The sequence below is a fragment of the Bradyrhizobium huanghuaihaiense genome, from assembly GCF_025200885.1.
GTDB classification, from domain to species: domain Bacteria; phylum Pseudomonadota; class Alphaproteobacteria; order Rhizobiales; family Xanthobacteraceae; genus Bradyrhizobium; species Bradyrhizobium huanghuaihaiense.
This window is the reverse complement of the sequence record NZ_CP104172.1, coordinates 3,651,071-3,667,250: the sequence shown is the minus strand read 5'-3', so window position 1 is coordinate 3,667,250 and position 16,180 is coordinate 3,651,071. Positions and strand designations below refer to the sequence as shown.

At 64.6% G+C, this 16,180-nt stretch carries 16 protein-coding genes and 1 tRNA gene; 10 read left to right on the top strand and 7 right to left on the bottom strand.

Annotated elements, in window-relative coordinates:
* Positions 1-194: 194 nt before the first annotated feature.
* From N2603_RS17350 to N2603_RS17340, 3 genes are read left to right on the top strand one after another with little or no spacing between them, the layout of a single operon-like run.
* Entirely contained in the window at positions 195-2,321 is a 2,127-nt protein-coding gene (locus N2603_RS17350) for a molybdopterin-containing oxidoreductase family protein (RefSeq protein ID WP_260389734.1), read from the top strand.
* A 2-nt stretch (positions 2,322-2,323) separates the two neighbouring features.
* Positions 2,324-2,629: a ferredoxin family protein gene (locus N2603_RS17345; protein WP_260389733.1), complete on the top strand. Its 306-nt coding sequence runs from the start codon at positions 2,324-2,326 to the stop codon at positions 2,627-2,629.
* Positions 2,626-3,942 carry an FAD-dependent oxidoreductase gene (locus tag N2603_RS17340; protein ID WP_260389732.1) on the top strand — a complete coding sequence of 439 codons (1,317 nt, stop codon included), beginning with the start codon at positions 2,626-2,628 and terminating at the stop codon, positions 3,940-3,942. The genes N2603_RS17345 and N2603_RS17340 overlap by 4 nt, the downstream gene beginning before the upstream one ends.
* 412 nt (positions 3,943-4,354) lie before the next feature.
* On the opposite strand, the gene N2603_RS17335 is transcribed toward N2603_RS17340, so the two are convergent.
* Both N2603_RS17335 and cysE read right to left on the bottom strand, forming a co-directional pair.
* Entirely contained in the window at positions 4,355-4,573 is a 219-nt protein-coding gene (locus N2603_RS17335) for a DUF3126 family protein (RefSeq protein WP_007602550.1), read from the bottom strand.
* A 123-nt stretch (positions 4,574-4,696) separates the two neighbouring features.
* A complete protein-coding gene (gene cysE / locus N2603_RS17330; protein ID WP_018647046.1) occupies positions 4,697-5,521 on the bottom strand; it encodes a serine O-acetyltransferase in 825 nt (274 codons plus the stop codon).
* A gap of 276 nt (positions 5,522-5,797) precedes the next feature.
* Between cysE and N2603_RS17325 the strand changes: the two genes are divergently transcribed.
* Entirely contained in the window at positions 5,798-7,171 is a 1,374-nt protein-coding gene (locus tag N2603_RS17325) for a hypothetical protein (RefSeq protein WP_260389731.1), read from the top strand.
* On the opposite strand, the gene N2603_RS17320 is transcribed toward N2603_RS17325, so the two are convergent.
* Both N2603_RS17320 and N2603_RS17315 read right to left on the bottom strand, forming a co-directional pair.
* Entirely contained in the window at positions 7,157-7,912 is a 756-nt protein-coding gene (locus N2603_RS17320; protein WP_260389730.1) for an alpha/beta fold hydrolase, read from the bottom strand. The two genes, N2603_RS17325 and N2603_RS17320, sit on opposite strands and share 15 nt — an antisense overlap.
* A gap of 164 nt (positions 7,913-8,076) precedes the next feature.
* The gene (locus N2603_RS17315; protein ID WP_260389729.1) at positions 8,077-9,213 is read right to left on the bottom strand and encodes a hypothetical protein; all 1,137 of its coding nucleotides are present in this window, start codon (positions 9,211-9,213) and stop codon (positions 8,077-8,079) included.
* Between the two features lie 308 nt (positions 9,214-9,521).
* Here N2603_RS17315 and N2603_RS17310 point away from each other — a divergent pair, with 308 nt between their 5' ends.
* Positions 9,522-9,767: a zinc-finger domain-containing protein gene (locus N2603_RS17310; RefSeq protein ID WP_007602543.1), complete on the top strand. Its 246-nt coding sequence runs from the start codon at positions 9,522-9,524 to the stop codon at positions 9,765-9,767.
* 19 nt (positions 9,768-9,786) lie between these two features.
* A complete protein-coding gene (locus N2603_RS17305) occupies positions 9,787-10,989 on the top strand; it encodes an FAD-dependent monooxygenase (RefSeq protein WP_260389728.1) in 1,203 nt (400 codons plus the stop codon).
* 13 nt (positions 10,990-11,002) lie between these two features.
* Here the strand turns inward: N2603_RS17305 and N2603_RS17300 are convergent, their stop codons facing one another.
* Positions 11,003-11,431, bottom strand: a complete 429-nt coding sequence (locus tag N2603_RS17300) for a twin-arginine translocation pathway signal (protein WP_260389727.1) — start codon at positions 11,429-11,431, stop codon at positions 11,003-11,005.
* Positions 11,432-11,603: 172 nt separating this feature from the next.
* Here N2603_RS17300 and N2603_RS17295 point away from each other — a divergent pair.
* Positions 11,604-11,692 (top strand) — tRNA-Leu (locus tag N2603_RS17295).
* A 36-nt stretch (positions 11,693-11,728) separates the two neighbouring features.
* Here the strand turns inward: N2603_RS17295 and N2603_RS17290 are convergent.
* A complete protein-coding gene (locus N2603_RS17290; RefSeq protein ID WP_260389726.1) occupies positions 11,729-12,109 on the bottom strand; it encodes a winged helix-turn-helix transcriptional regulator in 381 nt (126 codons plus the stop codon).
* A 143-nt stretch (positions 12,110-12,252) separates the two neighbouring features.
* On the opposite strand from N2603_RS17290, the gene N2603_RS17285 reads away from it, so the two are divergent.
* Together N2603_RS17285 and N2603_RS17280 are read left to right on the top strand one after the other, a co-directional pair.
* Positions 12,253-12,663, top strand: a complete 411-nt coding sequence (locus tag N2603_RS17285; protein ID WP_260389725.1) for a DoxX family protein — start codon at positions 12,253-12,255, stop codon at positions 12,661-12,663.
* Positions 12,660-13,295 carry an NAD(P)-dependent oxidoreductase gene (locus N2603_RS17280; protein ID WP_260389724.1) on the top strand — a complete coding sequence of 212 codons (636 nt, stop codon included), beginning with the start codon at positions 12,660-12,662 and terminating at the stop codon, positions 13,293-13,295. The genes N2603_RS17285 and N2603_RS17280 overlap by 4 nt, the downstream gene beginning before the upstream one ends.
* An 84-nt stretch (positions 13,296-13,379) precedes the next feature.
* Here N2603_RS17280 and N2603_RS17275 read toward each other — a convergent pair whose 3' ends face one another.
* Positions 13,380-14,336 carry a hypothetical protein gene (locus N2603_RS17275; RefSeq protein WP_260389723.1) on the bottom strand — a complete coding sequence of 319 codons (957 nt, stop codon included), beginning with the start codon at positions 14,334-14,336 and terminating at the stop codon, positions 13,380-13,382.
* 311 nt (positions 14,337-14,647) lie between these two features.
* Between N2603_RS17275 and N2603_RS17270 the strand changes: the two genes are divergently transcribed.
* Complete coding sequence (locus tag N2603_RS17270) at positions 14,648-16,180, top strand: hypothetical protein (RefSeq protein ID WP_260389722.1); 1,533 nt, start codon at positions 14,648-14,650, stop codon at positions 16,178-16,180.

Below are 16,180 nucleotides of genomic sequence, written 5' to 3'. Positions count from 1 at the left end.
TCGTGAATCTCCGCCAGATAGCGCGATGTGGGTAAAGAGGTATTGCCGGGTCCAGCAATTAGCATGCCAGACATCCGGCCGGCCGTCCACGGGCCGCGAGCAGTCCGGGACAACAACACCGCACATTTTGAAAAGCCAGACCGCAGCCTGCCGCCGCATTCTCGGCCGTCTTGAATCAGGAGACGGAGAGATCCATGGCCCGGACCACGGTCATCGGCGCGTGCCCCCACGATTGCCCGGACACCTGTTCCATCCTGACCACGGTCGAGGATGGCAAGGCGATCGCCGTCCGCGGCAATCCCGATCATCCGTTCACGCGCGGACGGCTCTGCGTCAAGGTCAACAACTACGAGGAGCGCGTCTACAGCGACGAGCGCGTTCTCCATCCGCTGAAGCGGGTCGGCCCGAAAGGCTCCAGGCAGTTTCAACGGATCTCCTGGGACGAAGCCCTGGCGACCATCGCGGCGCGCTGGAAATCCGTGATCGCCGAGCACGGGGCGCAGGCGATCCTGCCCTACAGCTATCTGGGCACGCAGGGCATCATCAACGGGCTCAACGTCGGGGATCCCCTCTTCAACAAGCTCGGCGCGACGGTGCTCGAGCGCACGTTCTGCGACTCTGCCTCGTGCACGGCCTACATGATGACGATCGGGCACACGCCGGGCGTCGACCCTGAAAGCTTCGTGCATTCGAAATACATCATCCTGTGGGCCTGCAACACGCTGAGCACGAACTCGCATCACTGGCCGTTCATCGAGCAGGCGAAGAAGGCCGGCGCCAAGCTCGTGGTGATCGATCCCGTCCGCACCCGCACCGCGCGCCTCGCCGACTGGCACATCCCGATCCGGCCCGGCACCGACGCCGCGCTCGCGCTGGCGATGATCCACGTCATCATCAAGGAGAACCTGGTCGATCGCGACTATGTCGACAAATACACCGTCGGCTATGACGAGCTGGCGGAACGGGCGTCGAGCTATACCCCCGAATTCGCGGCGCAGGAAACCGGCATTCCCGCCAGCGACATCATCAAGCTGGCCAGGGAATTTGCGACCACGCCGCCCGCCGTCGTGCGCATTGGCGTGGCGGTCGAACGTCATGCCGGCGGCGGCCAGACCGTGCGCGCGATCGCCTGTCTGCCTGGATTGATCGGCGCCTGGAAGCATGTCGGCGGCGGCCTGCTCCAGCTTCCGATCTGGGCATTCCCGGTCCGATGGGACGTCTTGATGCGTCCCGATCTGCAGCCGGAGACGATGCGCGTCCTCAATTCCTGGCGTCTCGGAGCGGCGCTCACAGGCGAGCTCGGCTTCGACCCGCCGATCAAGGCGCTGTTCGTCTACAACGCCAATCCGATGGCGATGGTGACCGAGCAGGGCAAGCTCGAAAAGGGGTTGGAGCGCGAAGACCTCTTCACCGTCGTCAGCGAGCACTTCCTGACCGACACCGCCAGATATGCCGACATCGTCCTGCCCGCGACCACCCAGCTCGAGCAGAAGGACATCATGTTCTCCTGGGGACATCTTTACCTGTCCTACAACAACCAGGCGATCGCGCCGCTCGGCGAAGCCGTCGCCAACACCGAGCTCTTCCGCCGCCTCGCGCGCGCAATGGGCGTCACGGATCCGTCCTTCTTCCGCAGCGACGACGAGATCATCGAGAACTCGCTGGACTGGACGAGCCCGGTGCTATCAGGCATCACGCTCGACGACGTCAAGACCAAGGGCTATGTGCGCCTCAACATGCCGGCGCCGGCCGACTGGGCGCCGCATCGCGAGGGCAATTTTCCGACCGCGTCCGGAAAGTGCGAGTTCAAGTCGACGATCGCCGGCGGCGGCAACTTCGTGGTGCCGCTGTTCCGCCAGGGCTACAACGGCGACCAGGATGGCGCGCCGGTCGATCCCCTGCCCCACTACATCCCGCCGAACGAGAATGCGCGCACCGCGCCCGCACTGGCAACGCGATATCCGCTCAGCCTGATCTCGCCGAAGAGCCACGCCTTCCTGAATTCCAACTACGGCAACCTGCCGGCCCAGACCGCGCAGGCCGGCGAGGAGCAGGCGGTGCTGCTCAACCCGGACGATGCGGCAAAGCGCGGGATCGTCGCGGGCGCCCCCATCCGCGTCTTCAACGATCGCGGCTCGTTCGAGGCGTTCGCCACCGTTTCGCCGGACATCATGCCGGGCGTCGTGGTGGCACCATCCGGCTATTGGCAGCGGTCCAACCGTAGAGGCGCGACGGTTCACGTGCTGACGCCGCCCGCCTTCGCCGACCTCGGCCGCGCGCCGACATTCTCCGACATCCTCGTTCAGGTCAGCGGGGCCTGACGATGACATATGTGGTGACCGACAATTGCCGCGGCTGCCGATACACCGAATGCGTCACGGTCTGCCCGGTGGAGTGCTTTCACGTCGACGACGCCATGACCTATATCGATCCGGAAAACTGCATCGACTGCGGCGGCTGCGCACCGGCCTGCCCGGTCGGTGCGATCGAGCCGGACTATCGCCTGGCCGCCGACAAGAAGTTCTGGATCGACGTCAACCGGAAACGCGCGGCTGAGACTCCGGTGCTGAGCGCACGTCTGGCGCCGCTGCCGGGCGCCGACGAGCGCAAGCTGGCACTGGGCCGATGACGGCTTCTGCTGCGAACGAACCCCGCATCGCCGTCGTCGGCAGCGGACCGAGCGGCTTCTACACGACCGAGGCCCTGTTGCGCTCGGGCGCAGCCGTGACCGTCGACATGTTCGAACGGCTTCCGGTGCCGTATGGGCTGGTGCGGTTCGGCGTTGCCCCCGATCATCCGAAGCTCAAGCAGGTCACGATGGCTTTCGACAGGATCGCCGCCATGCCCGGATTCCGGTTCATCGGCGGCATCAAGGTCGGAGACGACGTCACGATCGACGAGCTCCGCGAGGCCTATGACGCCGTTGTCCTCGCGACGGGCGCCGAACTGAGCAGGCCTCTCGGCATTTCGGGCGAAGCTCTGCCCGGGAGCCACAGCGCAGGTGATTTCGTCGCGTGGTACAACGGTCACCCGGAATTCCGCGACCTCCAGTTCGATCTCGACCATGAGGCTGCGATCGTCATCGGTCATGGCAATGTCGCGCTCGACGTCGCACGCATCCTCGCCAAGACGGCCGACGAGCTGCGCCAGACCGACATCGCGCACCATGCGCTCGAGGTTCTGGCGGAGAGCCGGATTCGGGAGATCTCCATCGTCGGCCGCGGTGGGCCGGCCCAGGCGAAATTCAGCGCGAAGGAATTGCGCGACTTCCTCGAACTCGGCGCATGCGTCACGGCTGTCGACGGCCGCGACGTCGCGCCGGCCGAATTCGAGCCGCAGAATCCCGGAGATCCGGAGCTGATCGAAAAGTTGTCGCTGCTGCGCGGATTCTCGCAGCATACCCTGACCAAGCCGCGGCGCTGTCTCGTTCGCTTTGGGCTGTCGCCCGTCGCGATCAAGGGTCTCGGCCGGGTCGAAACAGTCTCATTCAGGCAGCGGTCAGGCGCTGTCGAGGACATCGCTTGCGGCCTCGTCTTCAGCAGCGTCGGCAGACGAACGACGCCTGTCGCCGGCGTTCCCTACGATGACGATCGCGGCGTCCATGCCAACATGGATGGACGCGTCGCGAACGGTGGTTCGGTGATCGAGGGGCTCTATGTCTGCGGATGGAGCAAGCGTGGGCCGAGCGGCACGATCGGCACCAATCGCGGCTGCGGGATCGCCACCGCAGAGGCCGTCCTGGCCGATCTCGTCCACCGGCGGACGCGTTCGGACACGCCCGAGGCATTGCTTTCGCGCCTGGTCAACCGCGTTGCACGGATCGTGAGCTATCCGGACTGGATGACGATCGATGCGGCCGAGAAATGCAAGGGAGCCGCGCTCGGCAAGCCGCGGGAGAAATTCGTCACGATCCCCGACATGCTCGCGGCGGTGGGCGCGTGACGGAGAACCGTGCACGGACTGCGAAGCTAAACGGTGTCATTGCGAGCCAACGGGTCCGCGCAGAGCGCGGCCCGATGACAGGCTCCGCGTAACAATCCAGAATCCCTCAGCGGAAAAATTCCTGGATTGCTTCGCTTCGCTCGCAATGACGATGGGGTGAGAGCGCACCTCGATCTTCGATGCGTGCCCCGGACGCAGCGCAGCGTCCCTTGGACGGTGCGCTGCTGAGCCGGGGCCCATGTTGCAGAGATGCGCTGTGTGGCGTCTGGGTCCCGGCTCTGCACTGCAACGCCGTAAGCGCGTTTACGCGCGTCTTCGACGCGCTATCGAGCGCTGCAGTGCGTCCAGGACACGAGAGAACGCCGCGCGCGGCGGAGATTCCGCTTCGCCCGCGACGACGGCGTAACAACACCTATTCCTGATCGACGAGATCGTCCTCGAGGATCGCCATCTGGAACTGGAACGAGCGATCATCGTCCTCGTCGTCGACGAAGAGCACGCCGATGAATTCCTCGCCGATATAGACCTCGGCGGAATCATCCTTCTTCGGCCGCGGCACGACGCGGATCTTGGGATTGCCGAATACGCGCTTCAGATACGCGTCCAGCTTTCTGACTTCTTTGACGTCCACGGCAAGTCTCCGATCGAAATTGGTCGGCGGGTTTTAGGACGAGACGCGACGAACCGCCAGCATGAATTGCCAAAGAATTTGGGGACGGCAAGGGCCGGAGAATCCGGCCCTTAACTCGCGAGATCAAAGCCCCATCGCGTTGATCATCTGATCCATGGTGCGCGACGGCTCGGCGCAGCCGGCTTCGCCGACGATCTTGGCCGGCACGCCCGCGACCGTGACGTTGTGCGGCACCGGCTTGACCACGACCGAGCCCGCTGCGATGCGCGCGCAATGGCCGATCTCGATGTTGCCGAGAATTTTTGCACCCGCGCCGATCAGCACGCCGTGGCGAATCTTGGGATGGCGGTCCTCGTTCTCCTTGCCGGTGCCGCCGAGCGTGACGCCGTGCAGGATCGAGACGTCGTCCTCGATGACAGCCGTCTCGCCGCAGACGAAGCCGGTGGCGTGATCGAGGAAGATGCCGCGGCCGATGCGCGCGGCCGGATTGATGTCGGTCTGGAACACCGCCGAGGCGCGGCTCTGGAGATAATACGCAAAGTCCTTGCGGCCCTTCAGCCAGAGCCAGTGCGCCAGGCGATGGGTCTGGATCGCGTGGAAGCCCTTGAAGTAGAGCAAGGGATCGATGAAGCGCGAGGTGGCGGGATCGCGATCGTAGACGGCGACGAGATCGGCGCGGAAGGCGTTGCCGAGATCGGGATCGTCGCGCAGCGCCTCGTCATAGGTCTGGCGCACGAGATCGCCCGACAGCGCGGAGTGATCGAGCCGGTCGGCGAGACGGTGGATCACCGAATCCTCGAGACGGCTGTGATGCAGCACCGTCGAGTAGATGAAGGTCGCAAGCTCGGGTTCGCGATGGACGATGTCCTCCGCTTCGCCCCGGATCCGGTCCCAGATCGGATCGAGCGAGGCGAGCTTTCCTCCCGGATTGACCTGATGCACTGCCATGGGATTTGCTCTTTCGAATTGGCTCGTTTTGCGGGCTCTATAGCACAGTCTAGACGACAAAGTCCTGACCGGCTTGCCTGAGAGTGAACAGCACCTTGCCCCGCGAAAGCATGCCAACGCCTTGAAACACAACGATTTATTCTGGCGCCCCCAGGCGACAAGGTTGGCTCAAAGTGGTCAGGGTTTTGCCAAATTCAAGCCGGGGCGCGTCAAACTATTGGTGAATTCTCTCCCAAGCCTTATTGCGGGCAGGGTCCGGACGACGACGGAGCGGTTTTGAGCATCACCACCGAACAATTGCGCGTAGGCGCCGCGGGATCGCTTTGGCTGCGGCTGGCGGCCGTCACCCTGCCCCTCCTGATGATCGCGCCGGCGTTCTGGAACGGCTATCCGCTGTTGCAATGGGATACCGGCGGCTATCTGGCGCGTTGGTACGAAGGCTATCTCGTCCCCAGCCGGTCCACCGTGTTCGGCCTCTATCTGCACTATGGCGAAGGCTTCGGCTTCTGGATCAACCTCGCGGTCCAGTCGCTGGCCGCGCTGTGGCTGTTGCAACTCACCTTGCGCGTGCTCGGCCTGATGCAGACGCCCCGCTTCGTCGCGATCAGCCTGCTCCTGATGGTGTCGACGGCGCTGCCCTGGCTCGCCAGCATGCTGCTCACGGACATCTTCGCCGGGCTCTCGATCCTGTCGCTGTTCCTGCTGGTCATCGGCGGGAAACGGACATCGACGCTCGAAAAGATCTCGCTGTTCGGCTTCACCGCCTTTGCCGCCGCAACCCACAGCGCCACGCTCGGCGTGCTGCTCGGCCTCTGCGTCGCGGGCTGGATGGTGCGGCCGTTCGTGGGCGGCCGGCTTCCGCGCGCAGGACTGGCGCAGGCGAGCATGACCATCGTCGCGGGCGGGCTGATGCTGGTCTCGGCGAACCACGCGCTGTCGGGGAAATGGGCCTGGACGCCCGGCGGCTACGGCGTCGCCTTCGGCCGCATGATGCAGGACGGCATCGTCACGCGCTTCCTCAACGACCATTGCCCGCGTGAAAACTTCAAGCTCTGCCCCTATCGCAACCAATTGCCGGCGACCGCCGACGAGTTCCTGTGGGGCAAGAGCATGTTCAACACGCTCGGCCGTTTCGAAGGCATGAACGACGAGATGGGCTACATCGTCGTGCATTCGCTCGCCGACTATCCGGCCTGGCAGGCCGGCGCGGCCTTGCGCGCGATGGGCCAGCAATTGCTGCATGTGGCGACCGGCGAAGGCACCAATGGCTGGATCCCGCACACCTATGGGATCATCGAGCGCTACATCCCCGCGCAGGTCGCGCCGATGCGCGCCGCGCGCCAGCAGCACTGGAGCGTCGATTTCGACTACATCAACTGGCTGCATGTCCCCGTCGCGCTGGCCTCGATGCTGGCGCTGGTCGTACTGCTCGCGCATGGGCTCGCGAACCGCCGGCTCGACGACCTGACGCTGCTGGCGGGGACCGTGACGCTGGCGCTGCTCGGCAACGCCTTCATCTGCGCCGTCATCTCCGGCCCGCACGACCGTTACGGCGCGCGGATGGCCTGGGTCGCGACCTTCGTGGTGCTGATGGCGCTGTCGCGTCGCTTGGGCCCCGAGCCGGCGGACGAACCCTCAGCCGCGGCGTGAGAGGAAGTCCAGCACGCCGGTCTTGTAGACCTTGTCGCCGACCGCCCGCATGTGATCGCGCCCCGGGATGTCGAGCACTTCCGAACCGGGGATGATGGCGCCGAGCGCGCTGGCGGATCCCGCGACGTCGTCGGTGGAGCCGACCGCGATCAGCACGGGCACGTCGATCCGCGCGGCCTCCTGCCTCGTCATGAGATCGCGCGTGCCGCGCAGGCACGCGGCGAGCGCCTTGCGGTCGGACCGGGTCTGATCGGCGAACGCACGAAACGTGCGGCCGACGGGATCGCTGACGTCGTCGAGCGAGGGCACTTCGAGCGCCTTCGCCACGTTCTCGCCGGGACCGGTGCCCTCGATCAGGCCGCCGATGCCGATGCCGCCGAGGATCGCCGAGCGCAGGCGCTGCGGCTCGTTGAGGCCGAGCCAGGCCGTCATCCGTCCGCCCATGGAGTAGCCCATGATGTCGGCCTGCGGGATGGCGAGATGATCCATCAGCGCCAGCACGTCGCCGGCCATGGTCGGGATCGAGTACTGCGCCGGCTCGTAGAGCTTTGCGCTGTCGCCATGGCCGCGATTGTCCAGCGCAATGACGCGGCGGCCGTTCTTGCGCAGCTCCGAGACCCAGGTCGGATAGACCCAGTTCACGTTCTTGCTCGAGGCAAAGCCGTGCACCAGGATGATCGGATCGCCCTCGCCTTCGTCGAGATAGGCAATTTCAACGGCGCCGTTGTGAAAGCTCGGCATCATCAGTTCCAGAGGTCTTGAGGGGGGACAAGCGATCTTAGAGCATGATCCGGAAAAGTGTGCAGCGGTTTTTCCTCGCGGCAAACGCGGAACGCGCTTGCGCGGAGATCATGCCCAAACAATAGCCCAGGTGGGTCGACGAATGACCTCAATCTCGTCGCGCTTTAGGCCTTAAGGGCCGCATCCGCCAGAGCGGCTTCGGCGGCGATCTGGGCACGGCGGAGCCGCCGCGCACGTTTCCGATCGCACCAGGCCTGGGTCAGGCGTTCGGTGGTGGCCTTGATCGATGACAACAGGCCGAACAGCGTCAAGACCGCGCCAAACAGCCACATCGCCAGATCGAACACGCCGCCGACGAGCAGCAGCGCGCCGCGCCCGAGCAGCTTCATGATCGCACGGGTCTTGCTGCCTTGCGCTTCGGCCAGCCGCGCCGCGCGCGCGACGTCCTTGGGGCCTTCGGCAATCCGCAGCGTGTCCATGGCACCGCGCGTGCCGGTCTTCCCGGCCACGCGCGTGACGTCCTTGCCGAGCCGGACCAGCGCGCCCGCCTTCTCGGCACGGAACGCGGCCCGGATCGCGCTCACGGTTTCGCCTGGACGGAACACGGAACCCTTGGCGACCGCGTTCTGAAGCATCGGGGTGTCGACGATTTCGCGTGCGGAACGGCCGGCCCATGCAGCTAGCCCTTCGCCCAGCCGTCCGACCTTCCGCGCATCCTTCACCAGCGTCAGCCCGGCCCGCACTGGCGCTGCGCCGCCGACGGAGACGTAGGTTGCCGCCGTCACAGCAAGGCCAGCGGTCGCAAGGCCCAGCACCAGACGGTCGGTCTCCTCGCCCATCGCCAGATGCTTGCCTTCGCGCACGACGTCCCTGACGTCGCCGATCACGAAGAGATCGCCCGCAACGGTTCCGGACAGGCTCGCGACATCGTCGGCGTTGCCGGTGACGAGGCCGGTGGCGAAACGTTTTGCGAAATGGGAAGTGGAGTTCTCCGCCCTGACCGCATCGCTCACGCGATTGAGGAGGTCGTCCGGAAGCGCGATGTTACGGTCCCGCGCCAGCGCCACGAAACTGTCGGCGAGATCGGCATCGCCCGTTGCGAGCGCGGCCTCGATGTTGTCCTGGACCAATCGGTCGTTCTGCCGCAGCAGCGCGTCGAGCCTGAGCTCGGAGAGCAGGTGCGGATCGTCCTGGGCGGCGAGGATCGCACCGGCGTCGCGGGCACGCGGCGCTACCTGCGCGAGCAAAAGGCTGCAAGCCGCAATACCGGTCAACGCTGTGCTGATTCGCAGCCATTTCATGCGGAAAAGCCCGGAGGGTCCCAAGATCGCCAGCGCCCGATGATTCGTCTTTCGTCTCAAATTGCGCGCGTTCACAGACATAGTATGCCAAAATTGCGACACAACGTCCCCGACGAAAGAAGGGCTTCTCTGGAGCGACAAGATTGTGTCGAATTTGGATGAGCAAATGAGCATGGGGCAGTTGCAACCTTTCGGTTCCACTGGACTAGCAATCATCCGTACCCCCCAGTATGGTCCGCGCGTCTCAAAAGATACCCGCGTCAGCGTTGATTGTGTCTGCCGCCACTGCCACTCCAGGATGAACTACGATGTCCGACCATGTCGTCCCGCACTTCCATAACGATGCCGGTGTCCCCGTCATCGAGATCGGCTCGCAAGAGTTCATGTGCGTTGGCGCCAACCCTCCGTTCGATCATCCGCACGTCTTTCTCGACCTCGGCAACGACAACGAGATCATCTGCCCTTACTGCTCGACGCTGTACCGCTTTGCGGCCGACCTGAAGGCGGGCGAAGCCCGCCCGCCGGAATGCGTCCTGAAGGACAAGGTGGCCTGACCGCGTCCATCGGTCAGGGGTGGCGCTCTCCCGAACGATTGTCATCGCCGGTGCCGGCATCGGCGGACTGACGGCGGCGCTTGCGCTGGCCGCCCGCGGTTTCCGCATCGTCGTGCTTGAAAAGGCCGAGCGCCTCGAGGAAGTCGGCGCCGGCCTGCAGCTCTCCCCCAATGCCAGCCGCGTGCTGGTCGAGCTCGACCTCACTGAGCGCCTCAAGCTGCGCGCCGTCGTTCCCGAGGCGGTCTCGATCATGAGCGCGCGGGCCGGCGGCGAGCTGCTGCGCATGCCGCTCGGCGAAGCAGCCTCGCTGCGCGCCGGCGCCCCCTATTGGGTGGTGCATCGTGCCGATCTGCAATCCGCGCTGGCCGGCGCGGTCGCCGACCATCCCGATATCGACCTGAAGCTAGGGGCAACCTTCGAGGACGTCGCGCCTCATGCCAAGGGACTGACCGTGGTCCACCGCAGCGGCACCATCCGCCGCAGCGATCTCGCCAGCGCCCTGATCGGCGCCGACGGCATCTGGTCGACGGTACGCCAGCATCTGTTTCCCGAGGTGCAGCCGCGCTTCTCCGGGCTGATCGCCTGGCGCGGCACGTTCGATGCCACGCAGCTGCCGAAGGACTACACCGCCCGGCGGGTGCAGCTCTGGATGGGGTCGAACGCTCATCTCGTCGCCTATCCGATCGCAGGCGGACGCCAGATCAACGTGGTCGCGGTGCTGCCGGGCACCTGGAACAGGCCGGGCTGGAGCACGCCCGGCGAACCGCGCGAGGTGATGGACGCGTTCGCCGCGCCGCGCTGGCCGCCGGCGGCGCGGATGATGCTATCCGCGGTCGACGGCTGGCGGAAATGGGCGCTGTTCGGCGTGCCCGACGGCTGTCCCTGGAGCAAAGGCCCGGTCGCGCTGCTCGGCGACGCCGTGCATGCGATGCTGCCCTTCGCCGCGCAAGGCGCCGGCATGGCGATCGAGGATGCCGCCGTGCTCGCGCGGCTTTTGAGCCTCGAGGTAGCCGAGAGCACCGCAGGCATCACCGCCGCACTCAAACAATATGGCGCCGCGCGCCAGGCCCGCGTGCGGCGGGTGCAGCGGACCGCGCGGCAGCAGGGCCGCATCTATCATTTCAGCGGGCCGCTTGCGATCGCGCGCGATCTTGCGATCCGCGCGCTCGGCCCGGACCGCATGCTGGCGCGGCAGGACTGGATCTACGGCTGGCGGCCCTGAGGCCGATGGAGTCTCAGCGCGCGGCGCTGCCGGATCTCGTCGGCGCGGGCTTGATCACCGGCGGCTGCGGAGTCGAGGCCGTCGGCTTTGCATCGGGCGGCGTCTCCCGGCACCTGTTGCGACGCCAGGCGTCTTCGGCAAGCTGCGCCTGTCCGCGCACCGCGACATAGTCGTTGCGATAGGCGAGCTCGGACACGACAGCCCCGCCGGCCCCGGTCTGCGCCTTGTCCATCAGTCTCTGCAAATCGGCCGTGCGAGCGGCGAGCCCCTTGCGCTCGGTCTCGAGCTGCTTGCAATCGTACAATTCGTACCTGGCGGGATCGGCAAAGGCCGGCGCCACCGTCTCGCTGATGCCGGCGCAGCCGGCCAGGACCGCGCCGCCCGCGAGCAGCACGAGAAGCGCGCCGCAACAGCGCAGGGAAGCGGAAAGCGAAGCAGCCATGCCTGATGAATAGTCCCCGTGGATTGAGAATGCCTAAAGCAGCAACAGATGTCCGGATTGAGGCTTTGCCTTGTGCGCCCGGCTCGCTTAAGGAAGGACACCCGCCGGGCCGGCAAGACACCAATTCCAGACGGCCGCAGGTGGACTTAAGTGTTTGATCTCGTTGGATCAAGCGGGCATGGCGGAATTGGTAGACGCAAGGGACTTAAAATCCCTCGGCGCGCAAGCGCTGTGCCGGTTCGACCCCGGCTGCCCGCACCATCAGGCTGTTTGGCCGCGAGGCTCGCACCTCGGCTCCTAGCCGCCTTTGGCTTTCCGGCCGCGTGAAGTTGGTTTTCGCGGCAGACTTCGACCGTACTTTTTCCACCAAGCCGTGAGCGCTTCCATCGCGGGCCCAAGTCCACGGGCTTTTTCAGTAATCTTGTACTCAACCCGGAGCGGTACTTCTGCGAACACGGTGCGCGATATCAGACCGTCTGCTTCGAGTTCGCGGAGTTGCGCCGTTAGCATGTGCTGGGTGATGCCGGGGATTGCTTTGCGCAGCTCCCCGAAGCGATAGACCCGCTGATTGAGCAGCCACATGATCTCCAGCTTCCACTTGCCTGAGAGCAGCGCGAATGCGCGCCGCATTTCCTCGTGCATGTTGACCTCTTTGCCGGCCATAGTCTGCTCTTCCATACTTACTGCAAGTTATTCATCCTACTTGCGAATATCAGTCCTATTCTACATCTTCCCTGCAGACAGCGTGCAAGTGCAAGCGCGTATCCACACAAGCAAGATGAAAGAGAGATTGCTGCTCCAACGGCGATCAGCGACAACTCATGACTCCAATCTACATCTACTGGATCAGCACGGCGCTTTTGTCCCTGCTCTATCTGACCTCCGCCTTCATGTACCTCACCAAGGGAGATTGGGTACGCAAGGCCCTCGGCGAGCTTGGCTATCCGTCCTACCTCGTTCCCTTGTTGATCACCGCGAAGATTTTGGGCACGGCCGCAATCCTGTTGCGCTTCAACGTGGCGCTTAGCGACCTCGCCTATGCAGGGATGTTCTACCACCTGCTGCTGGCGTTCCTGGCGCACATCGCTGACCGGAAGCCCAGCGCCGCCATGCCAGCCGTGGTGGGTCTCATCCTATTGGCCACGTCCTTCGTCACGCGGAACGCCGCTCGCCAAGTTCCGTCGCCTTATCTCCAGGAAGCGGCGAACATGGTCGCACGAGGTGCAGCATGAAAGTCACCCTGTTTGGTGCCACCGGAACGACAGGAAAATACTTGATCGACGAGGCTTTGAAGCGTGGAATCGACGTCACGGTCTTTGCGCGGTCAAGCAGCTCTTTTGAGAACGCCAAGGTGAAGATCGTTCGGGGTGAGCTGACCGACAATGCTCTTTTGCGGGAAGCCGTCAGCGGATCAGACGCCGTCGTATCAGCGCTTGGGCCGACGAAACTGCGCCATCCGAAAGACTTGCCGATCACTCGGGCCACGGAAGCAATTATTTCAGCGATGAAGCAGGTGCATGTGCAACGCCTCATTGCCATATCAACCGGGACGGCTGTCGATCCCGGAGATCGATTTGACTGGAAGATCAGGCTTCCCGCGACACTCATCAAGTACTTGATGCGCAGCTGCTATAACGACATCCTTGCGCTCGCAAAGGTCATACGAGCATCAGGGTTGGATTGGACGATGGTCCGTGTGGCTTTCTTGCGGAATGATCCCGCGATTGGCCATCTCAACGTAGGCCTGTATGGCGTTTCCAGACATTCGCTGGCCGTCAACCGCGAAGACCTTGCCAGATTCATGTTCGATCAGATCACCGAGCGCCGTTATATCCATCAAGCGCCGGGGATCAGTACGAAATAGGTTGCCGACGGGACGAGCGATGGCGGATGCGGCGCCTGCAATCGCATTGCTTCCGTCGCGGTGCGACTTCGAGTCCCGGCATGCTCAGACGGCAACATTCCGCTCGACCTGAAGCTCCCTGAAGACCTTCGTCACGGGCAGGTGAAACGGCAAATCCGTGTTGGTGTGGTGCCAGCGGAACGGGCACGTCTTCTCGATCGAGATTCCCGGCGTCGAGTTGAGCGCGCCGAAGCCATCGATCGTGCCCATCACGTCGATGATCTTTCTGTATCGGGGCGGCATCGCGACTGCCGCGGATACCGTGACGATCCAGAACTTGTCGGCGGGAATGGCCTGTTCGACCGCCGGTGTTTCCTTCAGCTCGTACAGCGCTTCCGAGATCACGAGGTTGCCCTTGGAGTGGCCGGTCACCAGCGAGAAGCTGAAGCGGCCATCGCTCAGCAAGGCCATGACCGTCCTTGTATCCAGGCTGATGCGACCGAGCTCGATCGGTGACGTCGGCGGGCTCAGGGTCTCCGGACGGTTGAGCGCCCTGCTCATGTCGTCGAGCTCCTCGAACTGATGGCGCAGGCGATTGAGGGTGCCGAACCAGAACCAGCCGCCGAGCGCCTCGGTCATGAGGTCGGCAAGCCCATAGCCCGACACCACGGCCGCGACCGCGACGCCAAACGCGTCGGCGACATTCCGCGCGAAGGCCGCCGCCCCCAGCGCCGAACTGCCGACACCCGCCACCGCCAGGATGCGGACATCGGCGCCGCCGGCATTGGCGAAGTCTTCCACGGTGTTGCAGAGCTTGAGCGTTCCGGCGCCGGATGGCGGGACGATCAGGATGGCGCCCTCGCGCGCCAGCCAAGGGGCCGTCTCGCGCGCCTCCTCATGGGTCACCTTGCCGATGTCGTAGAAGATTCCGTCGAGGACCGCGTTCCTGCGGCGAAATGACTCCAGGGCGGCCTCGCGCAACGGCGTCCGGGATTCGAATATCTCCTCAAAACTGTTGCGGCCAAGCTGGGCCGTCGCGAGCGAACGTTGCGTAGAGAGCATCACGGTTCTCCGCAGGCAGTCGAGCGAAGGTTACCGTAGCAAGAACCTTGCCACCTTGGGTGGTATCACTGCGCCGTTCAGACGAACCCAGGCTCGCCACTGGATCCCGAAGCAGGACCGCGGCCACGCCCGTCGCGCAAACCATTCGTTTACCAACTCGCCCGTCGCCTTGCGGAACCCGCCCGCGACAACCGGCCTTTACTCGACCTTAGACCGTCTTCCCCTAAAGCAAACGATGTCTGCCGCCGTCGCCCCAGGCTTCAAGGGAAACGCTAAGGCCTGCAGCGCCGGCTTCGATGGTGAGAGCTCTCATGGACGCGCGCGAGAATTGGTCCCGGTCGGGGATTGGCGGGGCGCCCACGGCGTTCGGACGCCACCTGCAGGGGCGTGAGATCTACCTCGTCCTGATCGCGTTCCTGTCGGTGTTCTACATTTCGAACGGACCGGTGCAGCTCAGCCATTACGACCTCGGCTGGCACATCGCCGCGGGAGACCTGATCAGGGAGCGCGGCGAGATTCCATTTCAGGATCCATGGGCGTTCACGCTCGGAGACAAGCGCTGGTACAATCTGTCGTGGCTCTGGGACGTGATTGCCAGCGTGCTTTATCAGCACGCCGGGCTTGCCGGAATCGTCCTGCTGGTCGTCGCCTGCGGCGCGGTCATCGTCGGATATCTCACCTCATGCGGCTTGCGCAGCGGCGCGTCGGTCCCGGCGGTCTGCGTCACCGTCTTCGCCGCATGCCTGCTCTATCCCTGCTACGAGGCGGCGCCGAACACCTATCTGGCGGCATCGCCGAATATCGCGACCATGCTGTTCGCGGTGATCTTCTACGGGGAATGCCTGCAGCGACGCAGATGGTTCCTGTTGCCGGCGATGATGGTGCTGTGGGTCAATCTGCATGGCGGCTTCATGCTCGCCTTTCCCATCATCGGCGTCTTCGCCGGCGTCGCCTTGCTTCGGCGGGACTGGACGAACCTCAGGAATTATTGCCTCGCGGGCATCGGGTGCGTCGCTGCGATCTTCGTCAATCCGCTGGGATGGCACATCCATGACGGCGTGATGGCAACGCTCGGCCACTTCATCCAGGCCAATATCGGCGAGTGGCGTCCCTATTTCCACAACATGGAGCTGCCCGGAAGCATTCCCGCCATCGCCTATGCGCTGACGTTCGTTGCGCTCGAGCTGCGCTACCGCAACTCAAAACCCATTCCGGTGGAGCCGCGCCTGCTGGCATGGCTGTTCCTGTGTCTAGGCCTCTACCAGTTCAGGTACATCGCGTTCTTCTTCATCTTCTCGGCAGTCCCGATGGCGCTTCACGTCGACCGGCTGCTGCCCGAGCGGCTGGCGAGGCTCGACATCCGCCGCGCGATGCTGGCGGCCGGGATCGTCGGTGTGTTCGTGCTGCCGCTCAGCTTCCTGCAGGTGCGACCGGCGCTGGCGCTGCCGGACATGCTCTCGGAGGAGGATGCCGGCTACCTGCTCGCGCATTCCACGCATTCGCGCGTGCTGAACCACTGGAATTCCGGCGGGCTGCTGATCTTCCGCACCCACGGCGCGGTGCCCCTGTTCGTGGACGGCCGGGCCGCGACCGCCTATCCGGACGAGCTGCTCCGCGACTATCTCAAGCTGGTGCGCTGGGACATCGACGAGGCCGCCTGGGACACGGTGATCCGGAAATACAAAATCGATGCGGTGCTCTGGGTCAGAGCCCATGACGAGCTGCGGCAGTTCCTCGTCGGCCGGAGAGGCTGGAGAGAAGACTACACCGGCGCCTATATGAGCCTCTACACCGCGCCGCCGGCCTCATCGCCCGAGAGCCCGAACGCGGCCGCATCGAGATAG

Bases quoted from the DNA above. Each gene is read 5' to 3' on its own strand.
- N2603_RS17350 (WP_260389734.1), top strand. From the start codon at position 195: ATGGCCCGGACCACGGTCATCGGCGCGTGCCCCCACGATTGCCCGGAC.
- N2603_RS17345 (WP_260389733.1), top strand. From the start codon at position 2,324: ATGACATATGTGGTGACCGACAATTGCCGCGGCTGCCGATACACCGAA.
- N2603_RS17340 (WP_260389732.1), top strand. From the start codon at position 2,626: ATGACGGCTTCTGCTGCGAACGAACCCCGCATCGCCGTCGTCGGCAGC.
- cysE (WP_018647046.1), bottom strand. From the start codon at position 5,521: ATGGCAGTGCATCAGGTCAATCCGGGAGGAAAGCTCGCCTCGCTCGAT.
- N2603_RS17320 (WP_260389730.1), bottom strand. From the start codon at position 7,912: ATGCCGAGCTTTCACAACGGCGCCGTTGAAATTGCCTATCTCGACGAA.
- N2603_RS17315 (WP_260389729.1), bottom strand. From the start codon at position 9,213: ATGAAATGGCTGCGAATCAGCACAGCGTTGACCGGTATTGCGGCTTGC.
- N2603_RS17310 (WP_007602543.1), top strand. From the start codon at position 9,522: ATGTCCGACCATGTCGTCCCGCACTTCCATAACGATGCCGGTGTCCCC.
- N2603_RS17300 (WP_260389727.1), bottom strand. From the start codon at position 11,431: ATGGCTGCTTCGCTTTCCGCTTCCCTGCGCTGTTGCGGCGCGCTTCTC.
- N2603_RS17290 (WP_260389726.1), bottom strand. From the start codon at position 12,109: ATGGAAGAGCAGACTATGGCCGGCAAAGAGGTCAACATGCACGAGGAA.
- N2603_RS17285 (WP_260389725.1), top strand. From the start codon at position 12,253: ATGACTCCAATCTACATCTACTGGATCAGCACGGCGCTTTTGTCCCTG.
- N2603_RS17280 (WP_260389724.1), top strand. From the start codon at position 12,660: ATGAAAGTCACCCTGTTTGGTGCCACCGGAACGACAGGAAAATACTTG.
- N2603_RS17275 (WP_260389723.1), bottom strand. From the start codon at position 14,336: ATGCTCTCTACGCAACGTTCGCTCGCGACGGCCCAGCTTGGCCGCAAC.
- N2603_RS17270 (WP_260389722.1), top strand. From the start codon at position 14,648: ATGGACGCGCGCGAGAATTGGTCCCGGTCGGGGATTGGCGGGGCGCCC.